Below are 21,109 nucleotides of genomic sequence, written 5' to 3'. Positions count from 1 at the left end.
GTCCCGGCGCGGGCTCGGGAGCATCGTCGGCGGCGGCGCCGCCTCCCGCGATGCGCAGGGCGGCGGCGACGACCTCGCCGATGCCGCGACGGCGGGCCTCGTCGAGCGTGATGACCGTGACACCCGCGTCGAGGGCGCGTCGGGCGTACGCCGCAGAATTGGCGAAGTCGGCGATGCCGATCTGCACGACTCGTCGGGGATCGAGTCCTTCGGCGAGCAGCCGACGCACGGGCGAGCCGTTGGACTCTCCGTCGCGCAGGTCGAAGTGCGCGTCGAGCGTGATCAGCCCTCGAGCCCGTCGACCCTGCGCGACGGAGTAGGTCGCGGAGTTGTCGCCGCCGAGGGCGATCAGCAGTCGTGCCGAGGCGAGCTCGGCGACGGCGGCACGCACGCGTGCCTCGCCCTCCCGTCCGTCGGGCTCGTCGACGTCGCCGGCATCGGCGATGCGCAGCACGGCGTTCAGGTCGACCGGCGGGGGGCCCATGAGCGTGGGGGAGTAGCGGCGCAGGGCCTCCCGCACGGCGGCGGGCGTCTCGCCCGCGCCCGTCGGCGAGAGTGACGTGCGCCACGCGGGTACGCCGAGCAGCACGGCGTCGGATGTCTCTTCGCGTGTCGACGCGGGCCAATCGCCGGCGCGCGGCCAGAGCGGGTCGATGGACAGCGCCGTCATGCGCCCACGTAGACCCAGGCGCTCAACCCGCTCGCCAGGACGACCGAGATACGGCGCGACCCCGTCATCAGGTACTCGTCGGCCGCGTCGAGTTCGTCGGGGCTCAGACGCACCACCGTGCCGAAGACGCGGTCGCGCGGATCACCGCTGTGACGCAGCACCCGACGGCGGTGGGTGTTCGCGGCGGGGGCGTTCCGCTCATCACCGCTCTCGCCGTCGTCGAGGCGGAACGCGGGCAAGGTGTCGTGATCGCCGTGGAGGAGGCGACCGAAGGTGTCGAGTTGCACGTCGGGTGTCTGAAGCACGCCGTAGGTGAAGAGGGGCTCTACGGTCCCCGAACCGTCGCTCACGAGGCTCACGTTACCCACCTGCGTACGGCGTACGCTGCTTCGACGCGAGGCCGTTCGTTTACCGGCCACGAGAGCGGTCACGAGCCCCAGACGAGGTGGGCGACGGTGAAGATCACCAGGCCTGCGAGGGCGCCGACGATTGTACCGTTGAGGCGGATGTACTGCAGGTCGCGGCCGACCATCAGCTCGATCTTCTCGGTGGTCTCTTCGGCATCCCATCGCTCGACCGTGTCGGTGATGATCGACGCGATGTCGTGGCGGTAGCGGCCGACCACGAAGACGGCTGCGTCGGTGACCCACCCGTCGACGCGTTTCTGCAGGGTCTCGTCGCGCTGCAGGCGGGCGCCGACCTCGGCGAGGGCGGCCGAGGCGCGTCGCCGCAACCCGCTCTCGGGGTCGGCCAGCGAGCGCAGCAGGCCCATCTTCGCGGTGTTCCACGCGTCGGCGGCGAGCTGACGAACGCGCGGGCTGTCGAAGACCGCCGCCTTCGCCTCTTCGAGGCGCACCATGGTGGCCGGGTCGTTCTGGAGGTTGTCGGCGAGACGCGTGAGGTAGCCGTCGATCGCGCCGCGCGCCTGGTGCCGCGGATCGGCGCGCACGGCGTCGACGAACTGCACGGCCTCGCGGTACACGGTGTCGTCGACGAGGCGCGTGGCGACTCCCGGCACCCACGCTGGCAGACGCCGCGACACGAGACCCTGGAAGGTGTCGCGGTTGTTGCCGAGCCACACGGCGATGTTGTCGAGGGCGAGATCGACGGCGCCGTGGTGGGCGCCGGAGGCGACCACCCGCTGGAGCCATCCGCCGATCGACGGACCCCAGTCGGGCGACAGCAGGTGCTCGCGCGCGAGGTCTTCGATGAGGCCCTGCACATCGTCGTCGTCGAGCGCGGTGAGGACGCTCGAGGCCAGCGTGGCGGCCTCGGCCGCGACGCGCTCGGCGTGCGCGGGCTCGGCCAACCAGGCGCCCGCGCGCGCCGAGAGGGGTGTCGACTCGAGCTTGGCCCGCACGACGTCGCCCTCGAGGAAGTTGGTCTCGACGAACTCGCCCAGCTGGCGGCCGATCTCGTCTTTTCGCCGCGGGATGATCGCCGTATGCGGGATCGGCAACCCGAGCGGGTGCCGGAACAGCGCCGTCACCGCGAACCAGTCGGCCAACGCGCCGACCATGCCGCCTTCGGCGGCCGCACGGACGTACTGCAGCCACTCGGCCTCGCGCTGCAACGAGAACGAGATCGCGAAGACGATCGCCATGCCGAGCAGGGCGCCCAGGGCGACGCCTTTCATCACGCGCAGGGCGCGACGGCGCTCCTGGTCGGCGGGGCTCAGCGCCGCCGTCGAGGTGCGGGCCATCAGGCCGTCACCGGTCCGAGCCACGCGGACGCGGCGGTCGAGTGGGCGGACTCGGCGTCGGACGGGTGGAACATGCCGGCCAGGACGTCTCGGTAGAGGCGGCTGAGTTCGTTGCGCGTGAAGTAGGCGGCGCCGCCCCCGACCAGGATCGCGTCGTCGACGACGTCTTTCGCCGTGGTGACGGCGCGGTGCTTCACGCCCGAGAGCAGCGAGAACCACCGTGGGCCGTGGTCGGCGAGGTCGTCGATGTCGCGAGCGAGAGAGGCGAGTTGCGGCGGGAGGGCTTCGTAGGCCAGGGCCATGTCGGCCACCCTCCAGCGGATGTCGGGATCGTTCGCGTGCGTGGAGCCCGTCTTCTTGGACTGCCGCGAGGTCGCCGCCTCGACGGCGAGGTCGAGCGCGCGCCGCGCGACACCGGTGTAGACCGAGGCCAGGAGGATCTCGAAGACGGAGAAGATGCCGAACACCAGAGGATCGGGTTGCGGGCCCGGATCGATCCGCCTCACGACGCGCTCGGCCGGGGCATGCGCGCCGCGGAGCTCGGTCGTGCGGCTCTGCGTGCCGCGCATGCCGAGGGTGTCCCAGTCGTCGCGCGTGACGACCGCGTCGCTGCGGTCGAGGAAGGCGAAGACCATCTTCGGCCCGTCGGATGACGTCGAGTCGAGCCCGTGCACGCCCAGGTGCTGCCACACGGGAGACAGGGAGGTGAAGATCTTGGTGCCCGTGAAGGCGTAACCGCCCTCTCCGTCGGGCTCGGCGACGGTGTCGCTGCCGAACAGCACGAGGTCGTTGCCCGCCTCGCTGATGCCGAAGGCGAACACCTCGCCGGCCGCCGCCGCTTCCTCGACGAAGGCGAGGTCGTCGATGCCGCGGTCGCGCAGCACCTTGGCGACGCCCGTCCACACCAGGTGCATGTTGACCGCGAGCGCCGTCGCCGGGGCCGCGCCCGCGAGACGCTGCTGCAGCAACGACACCTCGGACAGGCTCAGGCCCGCTCCCCCGGCGGCCTCCGGGACGAGGACGCCGAGATACCCCGCCGCGCGCAGGTCGTCGAGGTCGTCGTGGGGGAAGGTGTTCTCGCGGTCGTGCACCGCCGCTCGGTCGTGGATGCGCGCGAGGAGATCGTCGGGCAGATACCGAGTCGGATCGAACGAGGTCATGGCATCCATTCTGCTCGGGACCACCGACATCGCGCCCGGGGGTGACAGCGACTCCGCAGAGGGTCATCTTCTTCGCAGGGTCAGGGCGTCATTCTGCGAGATCCGGACGCTTCTGCGAGATTGGACACGCGTGGACCCGTCGCCCGTTCGGCGACGCCGACCCGCCCCGGAGCCGCTCGGGGCGAGCGGCGAGCGTCGCGCTCAGCCCAGCGCGTCGAGCAGCGCGGTGACCGCCGCTTCGGGTCGATCGCGATGCGGGGAGTGCCCGGCGCCCGCGATGACACTCATCGTGATGACCGGGTTGTGCCGCACCTCCGCGGCGAGATCGCCCGTGAAGATCGAGTGCACCGCCGGATCCGCTCCGATCACGTGGGTGGGCACCGTGAGCGCGGCCGCTGCGGCCCGCACGTCCCACTCGGCGTTCTGCAGGCTCGTCTGCTCGACCGCCCATCGGCTCGCACGCTGCGTGGCACGGGCCTTCAGCTCCACATCGATCGGATGCCACGCGGGGTGCGCCGCCCGCACCGCCTCGACGCTCGGATCGGCGAACGCCTGCTCCTGGCTCACACGCACGATCTCGCGGTCGTCGTCCGACAGGGCGATGGCGGGGTCGATCAGGATGAGCCGGCGCGTCCACCCGGGATCGTCCGCCGCCGCGACGGTCGCCGCGGCGCCGCCCAGCGAGTGCCCGATCACGGCGTCCCACGGGGCGTCCGCCTCCGGTGCCGTCGCGGCGAGGTCGGCGGCGTACGCGGCGAGGGAGTAGTCCAGCGCGCGCGGTGCGACGCCGTGCCCCCGCAGGTCGACCGCCACCGCGTGCCATCCCGCATCGGCGAGGGCCGTGCCGTACCGCCACATGAGGGCGCCGTCCGAACCGAGACCGTGGGCGAGCAGGGCGCGACGGCCGTCGGGCGAGCCCCACGACAGGCGGGGGAGAGTCACGGGTGCGGGCATGGCATCCATTCTTCCCTCGCCGAGAGGGTGCGCGCGGACCCGTGCCGCGGGATCGCCCCCAGAATGGATGCCATGATCTCGACCGAGATGGCTCAGGCGCTCCGCGCGGCGGGACTCGTGTGGCACCCGCGGTCCGGCGACCGCTTCCAGTTGGACGAGCCGGAGTTCGAGGCCGACGTCTTCACGGTGAGCGACATGACCGTCGAGCCCCGCGACTACCCGACCGGACGCATCCTCGCCTTCAACGGCACGACCGAGTGGGCGCTGGACTCCGTCGCCACCGAAGACGCCCTGTGGTTGCCGTCGGAATCGCAGCTGCGCGAGCTGCTGCGCGCGACGTTCCGGTCGTTGCGCCGACTATCCGACACCTACGAGGTCGAGATCTCGATCGGCGGGGCGACGCTGGTGTTCGATCACCCGGCGCCGGCCGACGCCTACGCGCTCGCCGTCCTCGAGCTGCTGCGTCGCACGCGCTGACGCACGCGCGGGTTTGGGGCGCTGTGGTGTGCCGGGGCCCGCGGTCTGGGGCGGATCTGTGCGTTTCGGGGCGGGGGGTTCGCGCCCCAAGGCGCCGATTCCGCCCCAAACCCTGCGGCGGGTGCCGGGGCGGAGTGGTGCGCGGCGTGTGCTGCGCTTTCGCGGGCGGTTCGCGTCCCGCCGCGCCGTCGCTGCTCGAGCCGCGTCTCGGTGCAGGGGCGGAGTGGTTCGGGGCGGATCCGTACGTTCGGGGCGGGAGTTTCGCGCCTCAACGCGCCGATTCCGCCCCGAACAAACCGATTCCGCGTCACACCAGGGGGAGGCGAACCCGAGCAGCTCGGCGGGACACGGTCCGCGCCTGAGGGGAAGGGGATGCCGGGCGGAGCGGCATCCGGAATCAGGTGATCGTCTCGACGGGTTCGGTGTCGGGGATCGGGCTCGAGTCGCGGTGCCGCAGGTCGGGGAAGCCGCGGACGAACACGGCCGAGACGATGAACCCGGCGATGGCGAAGCCGGCCGCGGCGACGTACGCGCCGGTGGGGCCGACGCCGTCGACGAGGAAGCCCGCGACGGCGGATCCTGCGGCCGCGCCGATGAGCTGACCGGTGCCGATCCAGCCGTAGGCCTCGGCGGTCTCGCTGAAGCGCACGCTCGCCGAGGTCATCGCGAACATGACCGCGAGGGCGGGGGCGATGCCGGCGCCGGCGACGATCAGGGTGGCCCCGAGCCACCAGGCGTTCAGCGACACGATGGTCAGCGACAGGCCGAGGGCGACGATCGCGAAGCGACGGGCCATGGCCCACGGGCCGATGGGGATGTGCCCGAACGAGAGCCCGCCCGCGAGGCTGCCGACGGCGAAGACGGCGAGGATGAGCCCCGCCTCCAGGCCGCCGTGATCGAACGTCGCCACGACGCCGGCCTCGACGGCCGCGCACGCGCCGATGAGCAGGAACCCGGTGGCGGTGGCCAGGATGACGGGCGGCTTGGCGAGCACGCGACCGAGGGCGCGGCGGCTGCGGGGGATACGGACGCGGCCCACCTCGGGGCTGAAGATGAACCACGCGCCGCCGCCGAGCAGGATGACGACGATCAACAGCAGGCCCGGAACGGTGCCGATCTGGGTGGCGACGAGGGTGATCACCACGGGCGCGAGCACCCAGATGATCTCTTGCAACGAGGCATCGAGCGAGTACAGCGGAGTGAGCTGTTTCGACGGCACCATCTTCGGATAGATGGTGCGCACCGCCGACTGCACCGGAGGGGTCGAGAGTCCGGCGACGAGCCCGAGAATCATGTAGAGGGGCAGGGGCATCTCGATGAGGGCGAGGGTCGCGATGGCGGCCGCGCACACCAGCAGCGTCACCGAGAGCACGCGCCGCATGCCCCAGACGCCCATCCATCGACTGGTGACGGGACCGGCGACGGCCTGGCCGATGCTCGTGGCGGCGAGCACGAGACCGGCCGCCCCGTACGAACCGGTGACGTGCTCGATGTGCAGCAGCACCGCGAGGCTCGTCATGCCGTTGGGGAAGCGTGCCGTCAACTGCGCGGCGATGATGCGCCCCACGCCAGGGGTTCGAAGGAGTACGCGGTAGCCGGCCACCGCACCACGCTACAACCGACCTCCGACACGCGCTTCGGCTCGCGCGGGCCGGCGCCGAGATCACACGATCGTGTCGAGATCACACTTCTCTCGTGGCGCAGACGGGGTGATGTCGAGCGGATCGTGTGACCTCGGCGTGTGACCTCGGACACCGGATGCCGCGACACGCCGCGACACGCCGGTCACCGAAATCGTCGGCCTGTGCGATGTCGGAACCCCCGTCTAGCGTGCGAACTGTGGACAACAGCGGGCGCGCACCGCGACAACCGCGGAATCGCGCGTGTTAACAGGACGCCGAATGGGGGTCGATCTGTGGATGAAAACGTGGACAACCTGTGTTGTATCTGGGGAGAGACGGTGGAAAATCACACGGATGTAACTACTACCCCTTGTGGTCCCTTCCGATGCCTGTCCCCATATGTAGTATTGAGGTCCCGGCGAGCCCTGCCCGTCCGGACGATGATTTTCCAGGGGAAAGAGAGAACGACATGGCGATCACGGTCTACACCAAGCCGTCCTGCGTCCAGTGCACCGCGACCTACCGCGCACTCGATTCGAAGGGCATCGAGTACAACGTGCTCGACCTGTCCGAAGACCCGTCGGCGCTCGAGCAGGTCAAGTCGCTCGGGTACCTGCAGGCACCCGTCGTCATCACCGACGAGGACCACTGGTCGGGCTTCCGTCCCGACAAGATCGACGAGCTGGCGTCACGTCTCGCCTGACCCCCCGACACGCTCTCAGACCCCTGTCATGAGCGCTGTCATGTCGGCGACCGAGGCTCCGCTGCTGGTCTACTTCTCGAGCGTGTCGGGCAACACCGCACGTTTCATCGGGAAGCTCGGAAAGCGGGCCGTGCGCATTCCGCTGCTGCCGACCGACCCGGCCCTCGACATCGACGAACCCTTCGTGCTGGTCACTCCCACCTACGGTGGGGGTGCCGGCCGGGGCGTCGAGAAGGGCGCGGTCCCCAAGCAGGTCATCCGGTTCCTCAACGAGGAGCGGAACCGACGCAACATCCGCGGGGTCATCTCCGCGGGTAACACGAATTTCGGCGACGCATTCTGCCTCGCCGGTGACATCGTCGCGCGCAAGTGCGCGGTGCCGCACCTTTACCGGCTAGAAGTTTTCGGCACCCCCGACGATGTCGAGCGGGTCACCGAGGGATTGGAACGATGGTGGAAGTTGAGCTGACCGACGTGGACTTCAAGACCGAGGCGCGCTTCGAGGGACTGGACTACCACGCCCTCAACGCGATGCTGAACCTGTACGACGCCGACGGCAAGATCCAGTTCGACGCCGACAAGCGCGCCGCACGGGAATACTTCCTGCAGCACGTCAACCAGAACACGGTGTTCTTCCACTCCCTCAAGGAGCGCCTCGACTACCTCGTCGAGAAGGAGTACTACGAGCCGACCGTGCTCGCGAAGTACTCGATGGAGTTCATCCAGGAGCTCAACGACCGCGCCTACGGCGCCAAGTTCCGTTTCGAGACGTTCCTCGGCGCGTTCAAGTACTACACGAGCTACACGCTGAAGACCTTCGACGGCAAGCGTTACCTCGAGCGCTTCGAGGACCGCGTCGTCATGACCGCCCTCGCCCTCGCCGACGGCGACCCGCGTCTGGCGGTGCAGCTGGTCGACGAGATCATCTCGGGCCGCTTCCAGCCGGCCACCCCCACCTTCCTCAACGCCGGCAAGGCCCAGCGCGGCGAGCTCGTGTCGTGCTTCCTGCTGCGCATCGAAGACAACATGGAGTCGATCGCCCGCGGCATCAACTCCGCGCTGCAGCTGTCGAAGCGCGGTGGCGGCGTCGCCCTGCTGCTGTCGAACATCCGCGAGGCGGGGGCCCCGATCAAGCAGATCGAGAACCAGTCGTCGGGCATCATCCCCGTCATGAAGCTGCTCGAAGACAGCTTCAGCTACGCCAACCAGCTGGGTGCCCGTCAGGGCGCCGGCGCGGTGTACCTCAACGCGCACCACCCCGACATCCTGCGCTTCCTCGACACCAAGCGTGAGAACGCCGACGAGAAGATCCGCATCAAGACGCTGTCGCTGGGTGTCGTCATCCCCGACATCACGTTCGAGCTCGCCAAGAACGGCGAAGACATGTACCTCTTCTCGCCGTACGACGTCGAGAAGGTCTACAAGAAGCCGTTCGGCGATATCTCGGTCACTGACAAGTACCGCGAGATGGTCGACGACCCCCGCATCAAGAAGACGAAGATCAACGCGCGCGAGTTCTTCCAGACGCTCGCAGAGATCCAGTTCGAGTCGGGCTACCCGTACATCATGTTCGAAGACACGGTGAACAAGGCGAACCCCATCGCCGGCCGCATCAACATGTCGAACCTGTGCTCGGAGATCCTCCAGGTCAACACCCCGACGACGTACAACGAGGACCTCTCGTACGACGCCATCGGCAAGGACATCAGCTGCAACCTCGGCTCGATGAACATCGCGTTGGCGATGGACGGCGGCGACCTCGGCCTCACGGTCGAGACGGCGATCCGCGCCCTCACCGCCGTCAGCGTGCAGAGCCACATCGCCTCGGTGCGCTCGATCGAAGACGGCAACGACCGCTCGCACGCCATCGGCCTCGGCCAGATGAACTTGCACGGCTACCTCGCCCGTGAGCACGTCTACTACGGCTCCGACGAGGGCATCGACTTCACGAACATCTACTTCTACACGGTGCTGTTCCACGCGCTGCGGGCCTCGAACCGCCTCGCTATCGAGCGCGGCACCTCGTTCGACGGCTTCGAGAACTCCACCTACGCGTCGGGGGAGTTCTTCGACAAGTACACCGATCAGGTGTGGGCTCCCCAGACCGAGAAGACGAAGGAGCTGTTCGCCGGCATCCAGATCCCGACGCAGGACGACTGGCGTGAGCTGAAGGCGTCGGTGCAGGCGCACGGCATCTACAACCAGAACCTGCAGGCGGTGCCGCCGACCGGTTCGATCTCGTACATCAACAACTCCACGAGCTCGATCCACCCGATTGCGTCGAAGATCGAGATCCGCAAGGAAGGCAAGCTCGGTCGCGTCTACTACCCGGCGCCGTTCATGACGAACGAGAACCTGGAGTACTACCAGGACGCGTACGAGATCGGGTACGAGAAGGTCATCGACACGTACGCCGCGGCGACGCAGCACGTCGACCAGGGCCTGTCGCTGACGCTGTTCTTCAAGGACACCGTCACCACGCGCGACATCAACAAGGCGCAGATCTACGCGTGGCGCAAGGGCATCAAGACCATCTACTACATCCGCCTCCGTCAGTTGGCGCTCGAGGGCACCGACATGACCGAGTGCGTCTCGTGCATGCTCTGAGCCGCTGACACCCCCCGACTGACACACCGATAGAGGACGCAGGAACGCCATGGCTGAGAAGCTACAGCTGCTGAACCACGTGCAGGCCATCAACTGGAACCGCATTCAAGACGACAAAGACCTCGAGGTCTGGAACCGTCTCGTGAACAACTTCTGGCTCCCCGAGAAGGTGCCGCTGTCGAACGACATCCAGTCGTGGAACACGCTGACCCCCGAGGAGCAGACGCTCACCATGCGCGTGTTCACGGGTCTCACGCTCCTCGACACGATCCAGGGCACGGTCGGCGCCGTCTCGCTCATCCCCGATGCGCTCACTCCGCACGAGGAGGCCGTCTACACGAACATCGCGTTCATGGAGTCGGTGCACGCCAAGAGCTATTCGTCGATCTTCTCGACGCTGTGCTCGACGAAGGAGATCGACGAGGCGTTCCGCTGGTCGAGCGAGAACGAGTTCCTTCAGAAGAAGGCGCGCATCGTCATGGATTACTACCGAGGAGACGACCCGCTCAAGCGCAAGGTCGCCTCGACGCTGCTGGAGTCGTTCCTGTTCTACTCGGGCTTCTACCTGCCCATGCACTGGTCGAGCCGCGCGAAGTTGACGAACACGGCCGACCTGGTCCGCCTCATCATCCGCGACGAGGCCGTGCACGGTTACTACATCGGCTACAAGTTCCAGCGTGGTCTCGAGACGGTCGACGAGGCGCGTCGTCAGGACCTCAAGGACTACACGTTCTCGCTGATGTACGAGCTCTACGACAACGAGGTGCAGTACACGCAGAGCCTCTACGACTCGGTCGGCCTGAGCGAAGACGTCAAGAAGTTCCTGCACTACAACGCCAACAAGGCGCTGATGAACCTCGGCTACGAGGCGATGTTCCCGTCGTCGGTGACGAACGTGAACCCGGCGATCCTGTCGGCTCTCTCGCCGAACGCCGACGAGAACCACGACTTCTTCAGCGGCTCGGGTTCGTCGTACGTCATCGGCAAGGCCGAGGCGACTGAGGATGACGACTGGGACTTCTGACTGTCCGCCACACCATCGAGAGACCCGTCTTCGCGCTCGCGACGGCGGGTCTTTCGTGTGTCGACGCGGGGATATCGACGCGGCCGGGACGACGGTGCCGCGCCGTCGTCGATCGCCACCAGACGAGTGAGTTCGCGCATCGACGAAGCCGGCTCAGCCCGCCGCCCGCACCGTCCGCGCGACGTGCCGCGCGACCCAGTCCGCGGTGAATGGGCGGGACCGCAGGAGCCAGCGATGCAGGATCGGCCCGACGAACAACTCCGCGACCTCGTCGGGTTCGGCGACGCCGCCGCGTCGCAGCCGGTCGGCGATCGCCGACATCTGCACCGACAGAAGCGTCTCGCGGTATTGCGCCGCCAGTGCGGCATCCGTCTGGATTTCCGCGGTCACCGCGCGCAAGAGCGGCTCGACCGTGCGATCGGTGAGCTCCGCGACCATCGCCGTGGCCAGAGTGTCGAGGTCGGCGCCGAGATCGCCCGTGTCGGGGACGACGATCTCACCGTCCGTGCCCTCGCTGCGCGCGAGCAGGGCGTCGAACAGGATCGCGCCCGTGGTGGGCCACGAACGGTACAGGGTCTGCTTGCTGATTGCCGCGCGGGCGGCGACGCCCTCCATGGTGAGGGAGTCGACGCGACTCTCGCGGGCGAGCGCGAGGACGGCCTCGTGCACCTTCTTGCGCGTGGTCGGGCGGGCCATGATAAGAGCTTACGGCTGAAACGAGACGCAGCGTCCACATTTGCGTAGGGTGTCTGCATGACCTCACCGAAGACATGGATGATCACCGGAGGCAATCGTGGGCTGGGTCTCGCCCTGACTCTGCGCGCCCTCTCGGCGGGCCACTCCGTGGTGGCGACGGTTCGCGGCGACCACAGCCTTCCCGCTCACGACCGCCTGACCGTGCTCGCCCTCGACGTGCGAGACAGGACGGCGGCGTTCGACGTGGTCGGCACGGCGGCGTCTCAGATGGGGTCGCTGGACGTGCTCGTGAACAACGCCGGGTACGGACTGATCGGCGCCGCCGAAGAAGTGTCGGAAGACGATGCGCGGGCGATCATCGAGACGAACACGCTCGGTCCCCTCTGGCTCAGCCAGGCGGTGATCCCGATCATGCGCGCGCAGGGGACCGGGCACATCGTCCAGATCTCCACCGTGGGCGCCGTCGGCACGGTCCCCCTGCTCGGGCTGTACAACGCCTCCAAGTGGGGGCTGGAAGCCTTCAGCGAGGCAATGGCGGCCGAGGTACGGCCGTTCGGCATCCGCGTGTCGCTCATCGAACCCGGCGCCCTCGACACCGACTGGGCTGGTGGGAGCATGCGGTTCGGCGAACCCCGGCCCGAGTACGACGCGCTCCGCCTACAGCTCTTCGGCACCACCGAGGTTCCCTGGCCAGCGACCGGCGAATCGACCGGGGGGACGCACCCTGACGAGGCAGCCGACGCGATCTTCCGCCGCGTCTGCGACGACGATGACGAACGGATGCGCGTGCTGGTCGGCGACGACGCCCCCGGGCAGGTCCGCGCCGCCCTCGCCCTGCGTCAGCAGGACTACGCCCGCGACCCGCGTTTCGCCGCCGACTGAAGGGCGACGAAAAGGGAGGGCCGCATCACCCCGGCCACTCCCGCCCCTCCAACCGTCCCAGCAGCGTCTCGACGGCCGACCCCTCCATGCCCCGCACCCACCGCTGCGTCGAAGAGCCGCGCGACGACACCGTGCGCCCACGCTCGCCGCGCTCGAGGCGCACCTCAACCTGACCCGGCGAGACGCTGACCCCGCGCAGGGAACCCGCGGCGACCATGGCGGCCAGCGGATCGTGCAGGGCGCAGCGGCGGTCGGGAAAGACGCGTCCGGCGTAGAAGTCGAGGTAGAGCGGCAGCATCGCGGCCAACGCCTGCGGGAGCGCACCGGGGATCGCTTCGAGGCGCACGAGGTCGGTGGCATCCAGGGTCTGCGTCATCGTCACGTCGAGGGGGACGAGGGTGGTGTCCCATTCCTGGGCGAACACCACGGCGGCAGCCTCGGGATCGTTGTGGATGTTCGCCTCGGCCCACGCCGTGACGTTCCCCGAGTGCGCGAACGCGCCGCCCATGACGACGAGGCGGTCGAACCGGGCCACGCCCGGCGCCTCGGCGTAGGCCGCGAGGTTCGTCAGAGGCCCGAGGGCGAGCACGGTGAGATCCGGATGCCGGGATGCCAGATGGTCGATCAGCTCGACGGCGGCGCGGGCGTCATGGGCACGTGCCGACGCGGTCAGGGCGATGCCGCCCACGCCGTCGTCGCCGTGCACGTGGGGAGCGCCGCCCGCGTATGCGCGGCCACGGAAGTCGTGGGCGCCCACGGCGACGGGGATGTCGTCGGCCCCGGCCAACTCGAAGAGCGAGAGGGTGTTGGCGGCCGCGCGGGCGGCATCCGTGTTGCCGGAGACCGTTGTGACGCCGACGATCTCGACCGCGGGCTCGGCCAGCAGATAGGCGAGGGCGAGGGCGTCGTCGATGCCGGTGTCGCAGTCGACGAGGATCGGGCGCCGGGTCATCGCGCCACCCCGTACGTGTCGAGGTGCCGGAGTGCGGGTTGCGAGGCCTCGTCGGCAACGGCCGCCGCACCGACGGCGCACGCGCGCGCGAGCGCGTCGTCGGGCCCATCGCCGCGCAGCAGGCCGACGACGAGCGCCGCACAGAACGCATCGCCCGCCCCGACGGTGTTGACCACGGTCGTCGCGACGCCGGGAGCGGATGCCGCCAGCTCGCCGTGACGATACAGGCGCGCGCCATCGGCGCCGAGCGTCACGCACAGCAGAGGCGCGTCGTGCACCTCGGGCAGCTGCGCGTACTCCGTCTCGTTGACGATGACCAGGTCGCACCGCTCGAGCACCCCCGCGGGGAGCGGACGGGCGGGGGCGGCGTTGAGGGCGAAGAACCCGGCGGCCTTCGCGGCGGCCGAGACGACGGCATCCGACACCTCCAGCTGCATGAGCACCGCAGCACCGGTCTCGATGTCGAGCGCCTCCGCGTCGATGGCCGCGTTGGCGCCGGCGCACACGACGATCGAGTTCTCACCCGTCGCGTCGACGACGATGAGGGCCGTGCCGGTGGCGGCATCCGAGGTCTGGACGCCGGAGGCATCGACGCCGACGGAGGCGAGTCGATCCCGGATGCCACGCCCCTCGGCGTCGGCGCCCACGGCACCGATCACCCTCACGGCGGCTCCGAGCCGGGCGGCGGCGACCGCCTGATTCGCGCCTTTGCCGCCGGGTCCGCGCTGGAGCACGCCGTCGGCGACGGTCTCACCCGCGGCCGGGGCCCGTTCGACGCGGGCGGTGAGGTCGACGTTGATCGCGCCGACCACGGTGAGTTCGGGCGTCGGGGGAGGAGGGGTCACGAGAACCCACCCTGTCACGCGCCGAGGTGCTCCGCGCCGCGACACGGGATGATGTGTCCATGACGAGCGGACCCCTCGACGACACGTCTGCGGCGCAGTCGCTGCAGCCCTTCGATGATGCGCTCCGCGCGGTGGCGGCGGCTCTGGATGCCATGGGGCACGGCGACCCGCATCCGTTCGCTGCACTGTGGACACCGACCGACGATGCCACCCTGATGGGCGGGTTCGGCACGCACGCGACGACCGCCGCGGAAGTGGAGTCGACCCTGCGGGCGGTGGCCCGGCGGTTCCGCGGCGGGGCCCTCGTGCCGGAGTACGACCGCGTGCTCGTCGGCGACGACTGGGCGATGACGGCCGGGCGGGAGCGCGGCACCCTGTCGGTCGACGGAACCGAGCCGCGCTCGTTCGTGGTGCGGGTGACGCACGTCTGGCGTCGGGAGGACGGCCTGTGGCGCATCGTCCACCGTCACGGCGACCACACCACGACCGCCGTGTGAGGGAGGGGCGCCTGCGCCCGGCCGCCGCCCGGGGGCTGTACCGTGCGTCCGACGTCTTCAGTGCAGCAGCAGCTTCGCCACGATCAGCAGAGCCGACATCAGAGCCGCACCGATCGCCGTCAACACGACCCCGAGGCCGGAGTAGCCGCGCAACCGTGCTCCGGCGGTGGCGACCACGACGAGGTACGCCATCGCAACGCCCACGCCCCAGAGCAGCGCCGTCGGCAGGTCGACCCCGAAGGCGACCAGCACCACCACGACGAGGAGCGGCAGGAAGGTCACCGACACCATCGGCGCGCTCACGCGCAGGTGGTGGGCGACGATTCTCGACGGGCGCTCCGACGACGTGTCGCCTACCGAGTAGGCGAAGACGTGGGTGGCGAAATACACGACGTTCGTCAGCGCGACGACGGCGATGACCGCCCCGAGGTCGGAACTGCCGAGACCGACGAGGGTGGATGCCGACACCAGGGCGCCGTAGCACCCCGCGCTGATGCGTTCGGCGGCGATGTGGCCGAGGGGTTTGGCGGTCGCGGCGGTCATAGCGGATCAGCTCCTCGAGGGTCGGCGGCGCAGGACCGCGGAGACGATGGCGACGACCGTCCCCACCGCGACGCCGATGACCGTCTCGATCACACGGTCGCGCAGCAGCATCTCGGGCGTCGCGGGGGAGGCCAACGAGATCATCAGCAGCGCGAGAGGGGTGATGAAGATCATCGCGATGCCGTAGTTGCGGCCGACGAACAGCTCGGATGCGGCCTGCAGCGCGACGGCGATGAGGATGACGAGCCAGGGTGGGAGATGGAGGGCGAGAAGCCCCGCCGCGATGAGCACGCCGAGGAGCGTGCCGACCAGGCGCTGGACGCCGCGGATGAGACGGGCCGTCACGTGCGCGCCGCCGACGGCCGCGACCGCTCCCACCATCGCCCAGTACCAGTGGGTGCCCACCAGGAGCGCTCCGGCGATGCCCGCGAGAAGGGCGGCGGCGCCGACGGTCGCCGCCATCTCCCACGCGACCGGACCGATCGTCGGGCGAGAGCGTGTCGGCCGCGTCCACGATCCGCGGCGGGCGAGCACGAAAGCGACGGTGACGATGAGGCTCCACGCCACGCTCGCGCCGCCGACGAGGAGGACGAGCGGCAGCGACCACCACGTGGCCGGAAGGCTCGCCGTCGCGCCACCGGCGAAGACCGCGAAGAGCGCTCCCGGCGGATGCCACTGAGCGCGGTACGCGAAGAGGGTGACGGCCGAGGCGAGCGCGGCGACGACGACGACACCCACGACCGCCGGGGTCGCGAGCGCCGAGACGACCGTGCCGACGAGCATCGAGGAGACGAGGATCACCCCGGCGGTCGCCTGCATGATCACGCGCGGCCGTGGCTTGTCGGTGCGGCCGTACAGCGCGGCGAAGGCGCCGAAGCTGGCGTAGACGCTGAGGTCGAGTCGGCCGATCAGCAGCAGGACGACGAGGGGGACGCCGACGCTGAGGACGGCGCGGACGGCCACGCGATGATCGCCGGCGCGGGGTCCGACCCGGATGACCCCGGTCCACACGCGTCCCCGGGATTCCGCCACCCGACCACCCTACGCTCCACCTCGGCTTCCCCCACGGTCGGCCGACAGGCGTCTGCGGCGTCAAGGTGCTGGCATCCGGTCCACGATCTCTGGTGAGGTGGATCCATGGATGCCGAGCGCGAGAAGCCCCCGATCGAACCCGGGCCCGAACCCGACACGACGACCGCGGCGGAGGGGGCGAAATCAGATTCCTCGTTGGAGGGGGACGACCAGCCCATCGAGTGACTCCTCGATGTCGAGGCGAGCGGCCGCGTGAGCGTGACGCTCCTGCGTAGGGTGGGAAGCCCCGACCCGCCCGAGGAGAGACGTGTTCCGCACGCCCCTGAACCTGTTCCGTACGCTCGCGATCGCCGAGGCGGTCTCGTGGACCCTGCTGATCGGCGGGTTGATCCTGCGCGCCGTGGCCGACCTGCCTCTCGCGGTGACGATCGGGGGTGGCATCCACGGGTTCGTGTTCCTCGCCTACGGCGCCACCGCCGTGCTCGTCGCGTTGAACCAGCGGTGGGGGATCGGACCGACGGCGCTGGCCGTCGTCAGCGCGGTCATCCCGTATGCGACGATTCCGACCGAGGTCTGGCTGCAGCGCACCGGACGACTCCGCGGTGCGTGGCGGCTCGACGAGACCGCCGACCCGCGCGACCGTCGGCCCGTCGATCGCATGCTGCGCTTCTTCTTGCGGCGTCCGTGGGCGCTCGCTCTCGCGCTCGTCGCCGTCGTCGCGGTGGTGTTCGTGGTGCTGCTCGTCGTGGGCCCGCCCGGCGGGAAGGGCTGAGCCGGGTCGGCCGGCATCCGCATGCGGCGCGGTCTCCGGGCAGGTTGCGCGCCACGACGGACACAACGCAGGAACTTCGCGGATCCGTTGTCGTCGGACGGCGGATCGGAGCGTCCGGTCCGTGGAAACTCCTGCGTTGTGCTCCCGAAAGCAGGGTGCCGCGCGTCAGCGCAGGTGCACCCGCACGCTCGCGGGGGCGATGCGGCAGGTGGCCGTGAAGGTCTCGACGGTGCCCGACAACGTGGCCATCGCCGGGCCGGAACCGAGGAGCGCGATCGAGGAACCCGTGGCGTGCAGCGAGGGCTCGCGGACCGAGAACCGGCGCATCGTCCCGCCCGTCCGGCCCGAGAACGACGCGTCCAGCTCGACGTCGAGGATGGGACCCGAGGTGGATGCCACCCGCCACGAGACCGTCGCAAGCCCTCCGCCCCGACTGGTGAGGGTGAGGGTGGCCGACCCGCACTCCTCGCCGCCGACGGCCTCCACGCGCAACGGCTCATCGGGTGGGATGGTGTCGGCGCCGCACAACGCGATGTCGTGGAGTCGGGCGTAGCCGCGACCGTTGCCGGTGATGCTCGAGCAGTCGGCGAGCAGCGGGGACGACACACTCTCCGACAGAGGAATGGGGGAGGCGCCCGCCGTGGCGACCGGGCCCGTCGCGAGCAGACCCACGACCACGCCCAGGGCGCTGAGCGTCACAGAGAGCGTGCGCACACGCATGCCGCACCTCCTCGTGGACGACTGCGAATCTACGCTCGGCCGCGGCGCGGCGCCACCGGACGCGCCACGGGGCGGCCGCGCAGGGGTGCCGGCGGGGTGAGGCGGAGACGGGCGGAGCCGGAGAATCCGAGGGACGACGCGCAGCAGCCGACCGCCGTCAGCGTTTCGTCGACACGGTCACGGTGAACTTGCGATCGCGCGCGACCTGCCGGGTGGGTCCGACGACGCGCTCGAGGACCGGGCGGTACTGCAGGGCGGAGTTCCACACGGTCCACAGCTCTCCTCCCGCACGCAGCACCCGCGCCGCGTCGGCGAACATGCGCGGTGCGAGGCCGTCGGCCACGGCTGCCCCCGCATGGAACGGCGGGTTGAGCGCGATGAACGAGGCCGTGGCATCCGGGTGCGCCCGCAGCATGTCGTCGCGCTCCACGCGCACGCGATCGTCGACACCGTTGGCCGCCGCCGTCGCCCGCGCCGATGCGACGGCGATCGCCGACTGATCGCACGCGAGCACCCGGAGTGAGGGATGCCGCGTGGCCAGCGCCGCCGCCACCACGCCGGTGCCGCACGCAAGGTCGATGGCCTCGGACGCCTGCGGTTCGGGCAGGTGCGCGAGGAGCAGACGGGTGCCGATGTCGATCGACGCCCCCGCGAACGCGCCGCCGAACGCGCGCACCCGGATGCCGTCGGCCTCGGCAGCCTCCGGGACGGGTTCGCCCCCGTCGTGGGGACCGCGCGCGATGAGGACGCGGGACTTCTGGCGGGCGTGCGAGACGTCGACGCGATCGAAGCGGGCGCGCAGCACGTCGTTCATGGTGACGGTCATGTGCTTGAGTCGTCCGCCGGCGAACACCACCACGTCGGGGTCGGCGTGCAAGGCGATGAGTCCCGCGATGTCGGCGAGCGCCCGCAGCGAGCGCGGCAGGCGCAGAAGCACCACGCGCGCCCCCGCGAGGAGCGCTTTGTCGAGCGGGTGAGAGACGAAGGCGGTGTCGAGCCCCGCCTCGGCGGCGTTGGCGGCGAGGGCCTGCTCGCCGAGGAGCTCGTCTTGATGCACCCGGATGCCGCGCGCCCCCGCGTCCGCCGCGGCCAGGGTCAGCGCGCCGTGCGTGTCGCCGATGACGACGAGGGCGCCGTCGGAGAGACCCGCGCGCGCGGCGGCCGACTCGTCGAGGATCAGGCGATCAGCGGCGTCGACGGCGACGAGGTCGGGGCCTTCGAGGTCGGGGCGGCGACGGAGGGCATCGAACGAGAAGGGCACCGTGCAACGGTACCCGTGTCGGGCCGGGTGCGACTCAGACGCGACGGTTCGCGGCGGCGGCCGCAGCGGCGAGGTCGGCGAGCACGGGCGGCACGTCGTCGGGGGGCACCACCGCCTGGATCAGCGTCAACGACGACGACGACCGCGCGTCGGCGAGAGTCCGTCGGAGGTCTTCGACAGTGTCGACCCGCACGCCCGTGCTCGTGCCGGCGGGATCCATCGCCGCGAGCAGCGTCGTCCAGTCCCAGGTGGCGATGTCGTTATATTCCTCGTGCAGCCCGTGGATCACGCGCTCGACGGTGTACCCCGCGTTGTCGACGACCACGATGACCGCAGGGATGCCGTGACGCACGAGAGTTCCGAGCTCGGCCGCGGTGAGCTGCGCCGCACCGTCGCCGATGAGCAGCACCGGGCGTCTCTCGGGTCGGGCGAGGGCGGCCCCGAGCATCGCGGGGAGCGTGAAGCCGATCGCGGCCCACAGGGGCTGGCCGCCGAAGACGACGCCGTGGGGGAGGCGTTCTCCGGCCATGCCGTAGAACGAGGTGCCCTGGTCGGCGAGCACCGTGTCTCCGTCGCGGAGGAACGCTGTCACCTCGTGCCACAGGGCCCGCTGCGAGAGGGCGCCACCGGCGACAGGCGGTTGCGGGGGAGCCAGCGCCGACGTGGAGTCGTCGGCCCGGAAGCGGTCGCCCCGTACCGCCACCTCGGCGGCCACGGCGTCGAGGGCGTCGCGCATCGCGAGGGGGCGGAAGTCGTCGTCGCCGACGCGCGCGTGCTCGCCACGGATCTCGACCGTGCGGGCCGCATCGATGCGCTGCGAGAAGAAGCCCGTGGTGAGGTCGGTGAACTGCACGCCGGCCAACACGAGCAGGTCGACCTCTTCAATACCGTCGCGCACCGCGGGAGCGCTGGCGGCGCCGAGGTAGGAGCCGAGATATCCGGATGCCGACTCGTCGACGACGCGACGGCCCCAGAGCAGCGAGGCGTGGGCGAGCCCGTGCGAGAGCAGCCCGTGGAGCGCATCCTCGGCGCCGAGACGAGCGACGAGGATGTCGGCGAGCACCGCGACGGAGTCGGACGCCTCGAGGCGGGCGGCGACGGCGTTACGGAAACGCGCGAGCACGACGGGGTCGGTGACGACGTCGGGGTCGGGAAGCGGTGAGGACGGCGGTTCGGTCGGGGCTTCGCCGACGTCAGCCGGGATGAGGAGGTAGCCGGGCAGACGCCGGTGACGCACCTCGGCGAGGAGGCGGTCGATCTGCGCGGGGGCGTCGGCGGCCGACAGCACCTCCTGCGCGGCGGTGACCTCGGCCGTCATGCGGGCGAAGTGTCCGAAATCGCCGTCGCCGAGCGAGTGATGACTCGCCCGACCGGCGGCTTGCACGGCGGTGGTCGGCGCGCCCACGACATGGACGACGGGCACATGCTCGGCGTAGCTGCCGGCGACGGCGCTGATGGCCGAGAGCTCGCCGACGCCGAAGGTCGTGCTGAGCGCGCCGAGACCGTGCAGGCGTCCGTAGCCGTCGGCGGCGTACCCGGCGCCGAGCTCGTTGGCGCACCCGACCCATTCGACGAGGGGGTGACGCTCGACGTGGTCGAGGAAGGCGAGCGTGAAGTCTCCCGGCACCCCGAACAGGTGTCGCACACCCGCCTCGGCGAGACGGTCGAGAAGGTAATCGGCGACCGTGTACGTCATCATGGCCGCCGTGCCGCTTACCGGGTGCCGAAGTGGAAGGGGAGGGCCAGCGAGGCCGAGACGAGGATGATGCCGAGCGCGAAGAACAGCGCGGGAGCGGCGAGCGAGAACGACAGTCCCGTCAGCAGCATGCCGCCGACGAACAGGATGAGCGAGACGATGAACATGAAGATCCCTTCGGTCGGTCCAGGCTATCGTGCCGGGTCGACCGGGCGGTTCGCGGGAGAGGTCGGCGTGGCGGCGCGGGGCGCGGGGTGTACGTCGGGTGCCGCCGCCGGCCGGCCGGTGTCGGCG

General features: G+C 70.2%; 23 protein-coding genes. 8 read left to right on the top strand and 15 right to left on the bottom strand.

Annotated features, from left to right (window positions below):
• From RWP81_RS03850 to RWP81_RS03830, 5 genes are all read right to left on the bottom strand, one after another.
• On the bottom strand, nt 1–670 hold a 670-nt coding region (locus RWP81_RS03850), incomplete at its 3' end, for an arginase family protein (RefSeq protein ID WP_314452429.1).
• Nucleotides 667–1,029: a gamma-glutamylcyclotransferase family protein gene (locus RWP81_RS03845; RefSeq protein ID WP_314452428.1), complete on the bottom strand. Its 363-nt coding sequence runs from the start codon at nt 1,027–1,029 to the stop codon at nt 667–669. The genes RWP81_RS03845 and RWP81_RS03850, both read right to left, overlap by 4 nt.
• 68 nt (nt 1,030–1,097) lie before the next feature.
• Nucleotides 1,098–2,372, bottom strand: a complete 1,275-nt coding sequence (locus RWP81_RS03840; protein WP_314452426.1) for a DUF445 domain-containing protein — start codon at nt 2,370–2,372, stop codon at nt 1,098–1,100.
• A complete protein-coding gene (locus RWP81_RS03835; RefSeq protein WP_314452425.1) occupies nt 2,372–3,532 on the bottom strand; it encodes an acyl-CoA dehydrogenase family protein in 1,161 nt (386 codons plus the stop codon). Before RWP81_RS03835 ends, RWP81_RS03840 begins: the two co-directional genes overlap by 1 nt.
• Nucleotides 3,533–3,733: 201 nt before the next feature.
• The gene (locus RWP81_RS03830; RefSeq protein WP_314452424.1) at nt 3,734–4,486 is read right to left on the bottom strand and encodes an alpha/beta hydrolase; all 753 of its coding nucleotides are present in this window, start codon (nt 4,484–4,486) and stop codon (nt 3,734–3,736) included.
• 72 nt (nt 4,487–4,558) lie between these two features.
• On the opposite strand from RWP81_RS03830, the gene RWP81_RS03825 reads away from it, so the two are divergent.
• Nucleotides 4,559–4,963, top strand: a complete 405-nt coding sequence (locus RWP81_RS03825; RefSeq protein ID WP_314452422.1) for a pilus assembly protein CpaE — start codon at nt 4,559–4,561, stop codon at nt 4,961–4,963.
• A 397-nt stretch (nt 4,964–5,360) separates the two neighbouring features.
• Here RWP81_RS03825 and RWP81_RS03820 read toward each other — a convergent pair whose 3' ends face one another.
• Nucleotides 5,361–6,566, bottom strand: a complete 1,206-nt coding sequence (locus tag RWP81_RS03820) for an MFS transporter (RefSeq protein WP_314452420.1) — start codon at nt 6,564–6,566, stop codon at nt 5,361–5,363.
• A gap of 488 nt (nt 6,567–7,054) precedes the next feature.
• Here RWP81_RS03820 and nrdH point away from each other — a divergent pair, with 488 nt between their 5' ends.
• Genes nrdH through nrdF form a run of 4 tightly spaced genes read left to right on the top strand, consistent with a single transcriptional unit; the run spans nt 7,055 to nt 10,919 of the window.
• Nucleotides 7,055–7,288: a glutaredoxin-like protein NrdH gene (gene nrdH, locus RWP81_RS03815; RefSeq protein WP_055838040.1), complete on the top strand. Its 234-nt coding sequence runs from the start codon at nt 7,055–7,057 to the stop codon at nt 7,286–7,288.
• 28 nt (nt 7,289–7,316) lie between these two features.
• The gene (gene nrdI / locus RWP81_RS03810; protein ID WP_314452415.1) at nt 7,317–7,757 is read left to right on the top strand and encodes a class Ib ribonucleoside-diphosphate reductase assembly flavoprotein NrdI; all 441 of its coding nucleotides are present in this window, start codon (nt 7,317–7,319) and stop codon (nt 7,755–7,757) included.
• Entirely contained in the window at nt 7,739–9,895 is a 2,157-nt protein-coding gene (gene nrdE / locus RWP81_RS03805) for a class 1b ribonucleoside-diphosphate reductase subunit alpha (RefSeq protein ID WP_314452412.1), read from the top strand. Before nrdI ends, nrdE begins: the two co-directional genes overlap by 19 nt.
• A 49-nt stretch (nt 9,896–9,944) precedes the next feature.
• Nucleotides 9,945–10,919, top strand: a complete 975-nt coding sequence (nrdF, locus tag RWP81_RS03800; RefSeq protein ID WP_055956927.1) for a class 1b ribonucleoside-diphosphate reductase subunit beta — start codon at nt 9,945–9,947, stop codon at nt 10,917–10,919.
• Between the two features lie 153 nt (nt 10,920–11,072).
• On the opposite strand, the gene RWP81_RS03795 is transcribed toward nrdF, so the two are convergent.
• Nucleotides 11,073–11,615 carry a TetR-like C-terminal domain-containing protein gene (locus RWP81_RS03795; RefSeq protein WP_314452411.1) on the bottom strand — a complete coding sequence of 181 codons (543 nt, stop codon included), beginning with the start codon at nt 11,613–11,615 and terminating at the stop codon, nt 11,073–11,075.
• Between the two features lie 57 nt (nt 11,616–11,672).
• On the opposite strand from RWP81_RS03795, the gene RWP81_RS03790 reads away from it, so the two are divergent.
• Nucleotides 11,673–12,497, top strand: coding sequence for an SDR family NAD(P)-dependent oxidoreductase (locus RWP81_RS03790; protein ID WP_314452408.1), 825 nt, complete (start codon nt 11,673–11,675; stop codon nt 12,495–12,497).
• Nucleotides 12,498–12,522: 25 nt separating this feature from the next.
• On the opposite strand, the gene RWP81_RS03785 is transcribed toward RWP81_RS03790, so the two are convergent.
• Both RWP81_RS03785 and RWP81_RS03780 read right to left on the bottom strand, forming a co-directional pair.
• On the bottom strand, nt 12,523–13,449 hold the full coding sequence (locus RWP81_RS03785) for a nucleoside hydrolase (RefSeq protein WP_314452406.1): 927 nt from the start codon (nt 13,447–13,449) through the stop codon (nt 12,523–12,525).
• Nucleotides 13,446–14,294, bottom strand: a complete 849-nt coding sequence (locus RWP81_RS03780) for a PfkB family carbohydrate kinase (protein WP_314452404.1) — start codon at nt 14,292–14,294, stop codon at nt 13,446–13,448. Before RWP81_RS03780 ends, RWP81_RS03785 begins: the two co-directional genes overlap by 4 nt.
• A gap of 59 nt (nt 14,295–14,353) precedes the next feature.
• On the opposite strand from RWP81_RS03780, the gene RWP81_RS03775 reads away from it, so the two are divergent.
• Complete coding sequence (locus RWP81_RS03775; RefSeq protein ID WP_314452402.1) at nt 14,354–14,791, top strand: nuclear transport factor 2 family protein; 438 nt, start codon at nt 14,354–14,356, stop codon at nt 14,789–14,791.
• Nucleotides 14,792–14,848: 57 nt separating this feature from the next.
• Here the strand turns inward: RWP81_RS03775 and RWP81_RS03770 are convergent, their stop codons facing one another.
• Entirely contained in the window at nt 14,849–15,334 is a 486-nt protein-coding gene (locus tag RWP81_RS03770; RefSeq protein ID WP_314452400.1) for a hypothetical protein, read from the bottom strand.
• A gap of 6 nt (nt 15,335–15,340) precedes the next feature.
• Nucleotides 15,341–16,366, bottom strand: a complete 1,026-nt coding sequence (locus RWP81_RS03765) for an FUSC family protein (protein ID WP_314452398.1) — start codon at nt 16,364–16,366, stop codon at nt 15,341–15,343.
• Between the two features lie 307 nt (nt 16,367–16,673).
• On the opposite strand from RWP81_RS03765, the gene RWP81_RS03760 reads away from it, so the two are divergent.
• Nucleotides 16,674–17,138 (top strand): DUF3817 domain-containing protein, encoded by a 465-nt coding sequence (locus RWP81_RS03760; RefSeq protein ID WP_314452397.1) that lies wholly within the window; start codon nt 16,674–16,676, stop codon nt 17,136–17,138.
• A gap of 165 nt (nt 17,139–17,303) precedes the next feature.
• Here RWP81_RS03760 and RWP81_RS03755 read toward each other — a convergent pair whose 3' ends face one another.
• The 4 genes from RWP81_RS03755 to RWP81_RS03740 form a co-directional block, all read right to left on the bottom strand.
• Nucleotides 17,304–17,858, bottom strand: a complete 555-nt coding sequence (locus RWP81_RS03755) for a hypothetical protein (RefSeq protein WP_314452395.1) — start codon at nt 17,856–17,858, stop codon at nt 17,304–17,306.
• Between the two features lie 157 nt (nt 17,859–18,015).
• Nucleotides 18,016–19,119, bottom strand: a complete 1,104-nt coding sequence (locus RWP81_RS03750) for a methyltransferase (RefSeq protein WP_314452393.1) — start codon at nt 19,117–19,119, stop codon at nt 18,016–18,018.
• A 34-nt stretch (nt 19,120–19,153) separates the two neighbouring features.
• Complete coding sequence (locus RWP81_RS03745) at nt 19,154–20,815, bottom strand: thiamine pyrophosphate-binding protein (RefSeq protein WP_314452391.1); 1,662 nt, start codon at nt 20,813–20,815, stop codon at nt 19,154–19,156.
• A 17-nt stretch (nt 20,816–20,832) separates the two neighbouring features.
• Entirely contained in the window at nt 20,833–20,982 is a 150-nt protein-coding gene (locus RWP81_RS03740) for a hypothetical protein (protein WP_013585971.1), read from the bottom strand.
• Nucleotides 20,983–21,109 lie beyond the last annotated feature (127 nt).

The sequence above is a fragment of the uncultured Microbacterium sp. genome, from assembly GCF_963521695.1.
Classification (GTDB): Bacteria; Actinomycetota; Actinomycetes; order Actinomycetales; family Microbacteriaceae; genus Microbacterium.
Note: the sequence above shows the minus strand (reverse complement) of the source record. Positions and strands in the feature narration are given on the sequence as shown.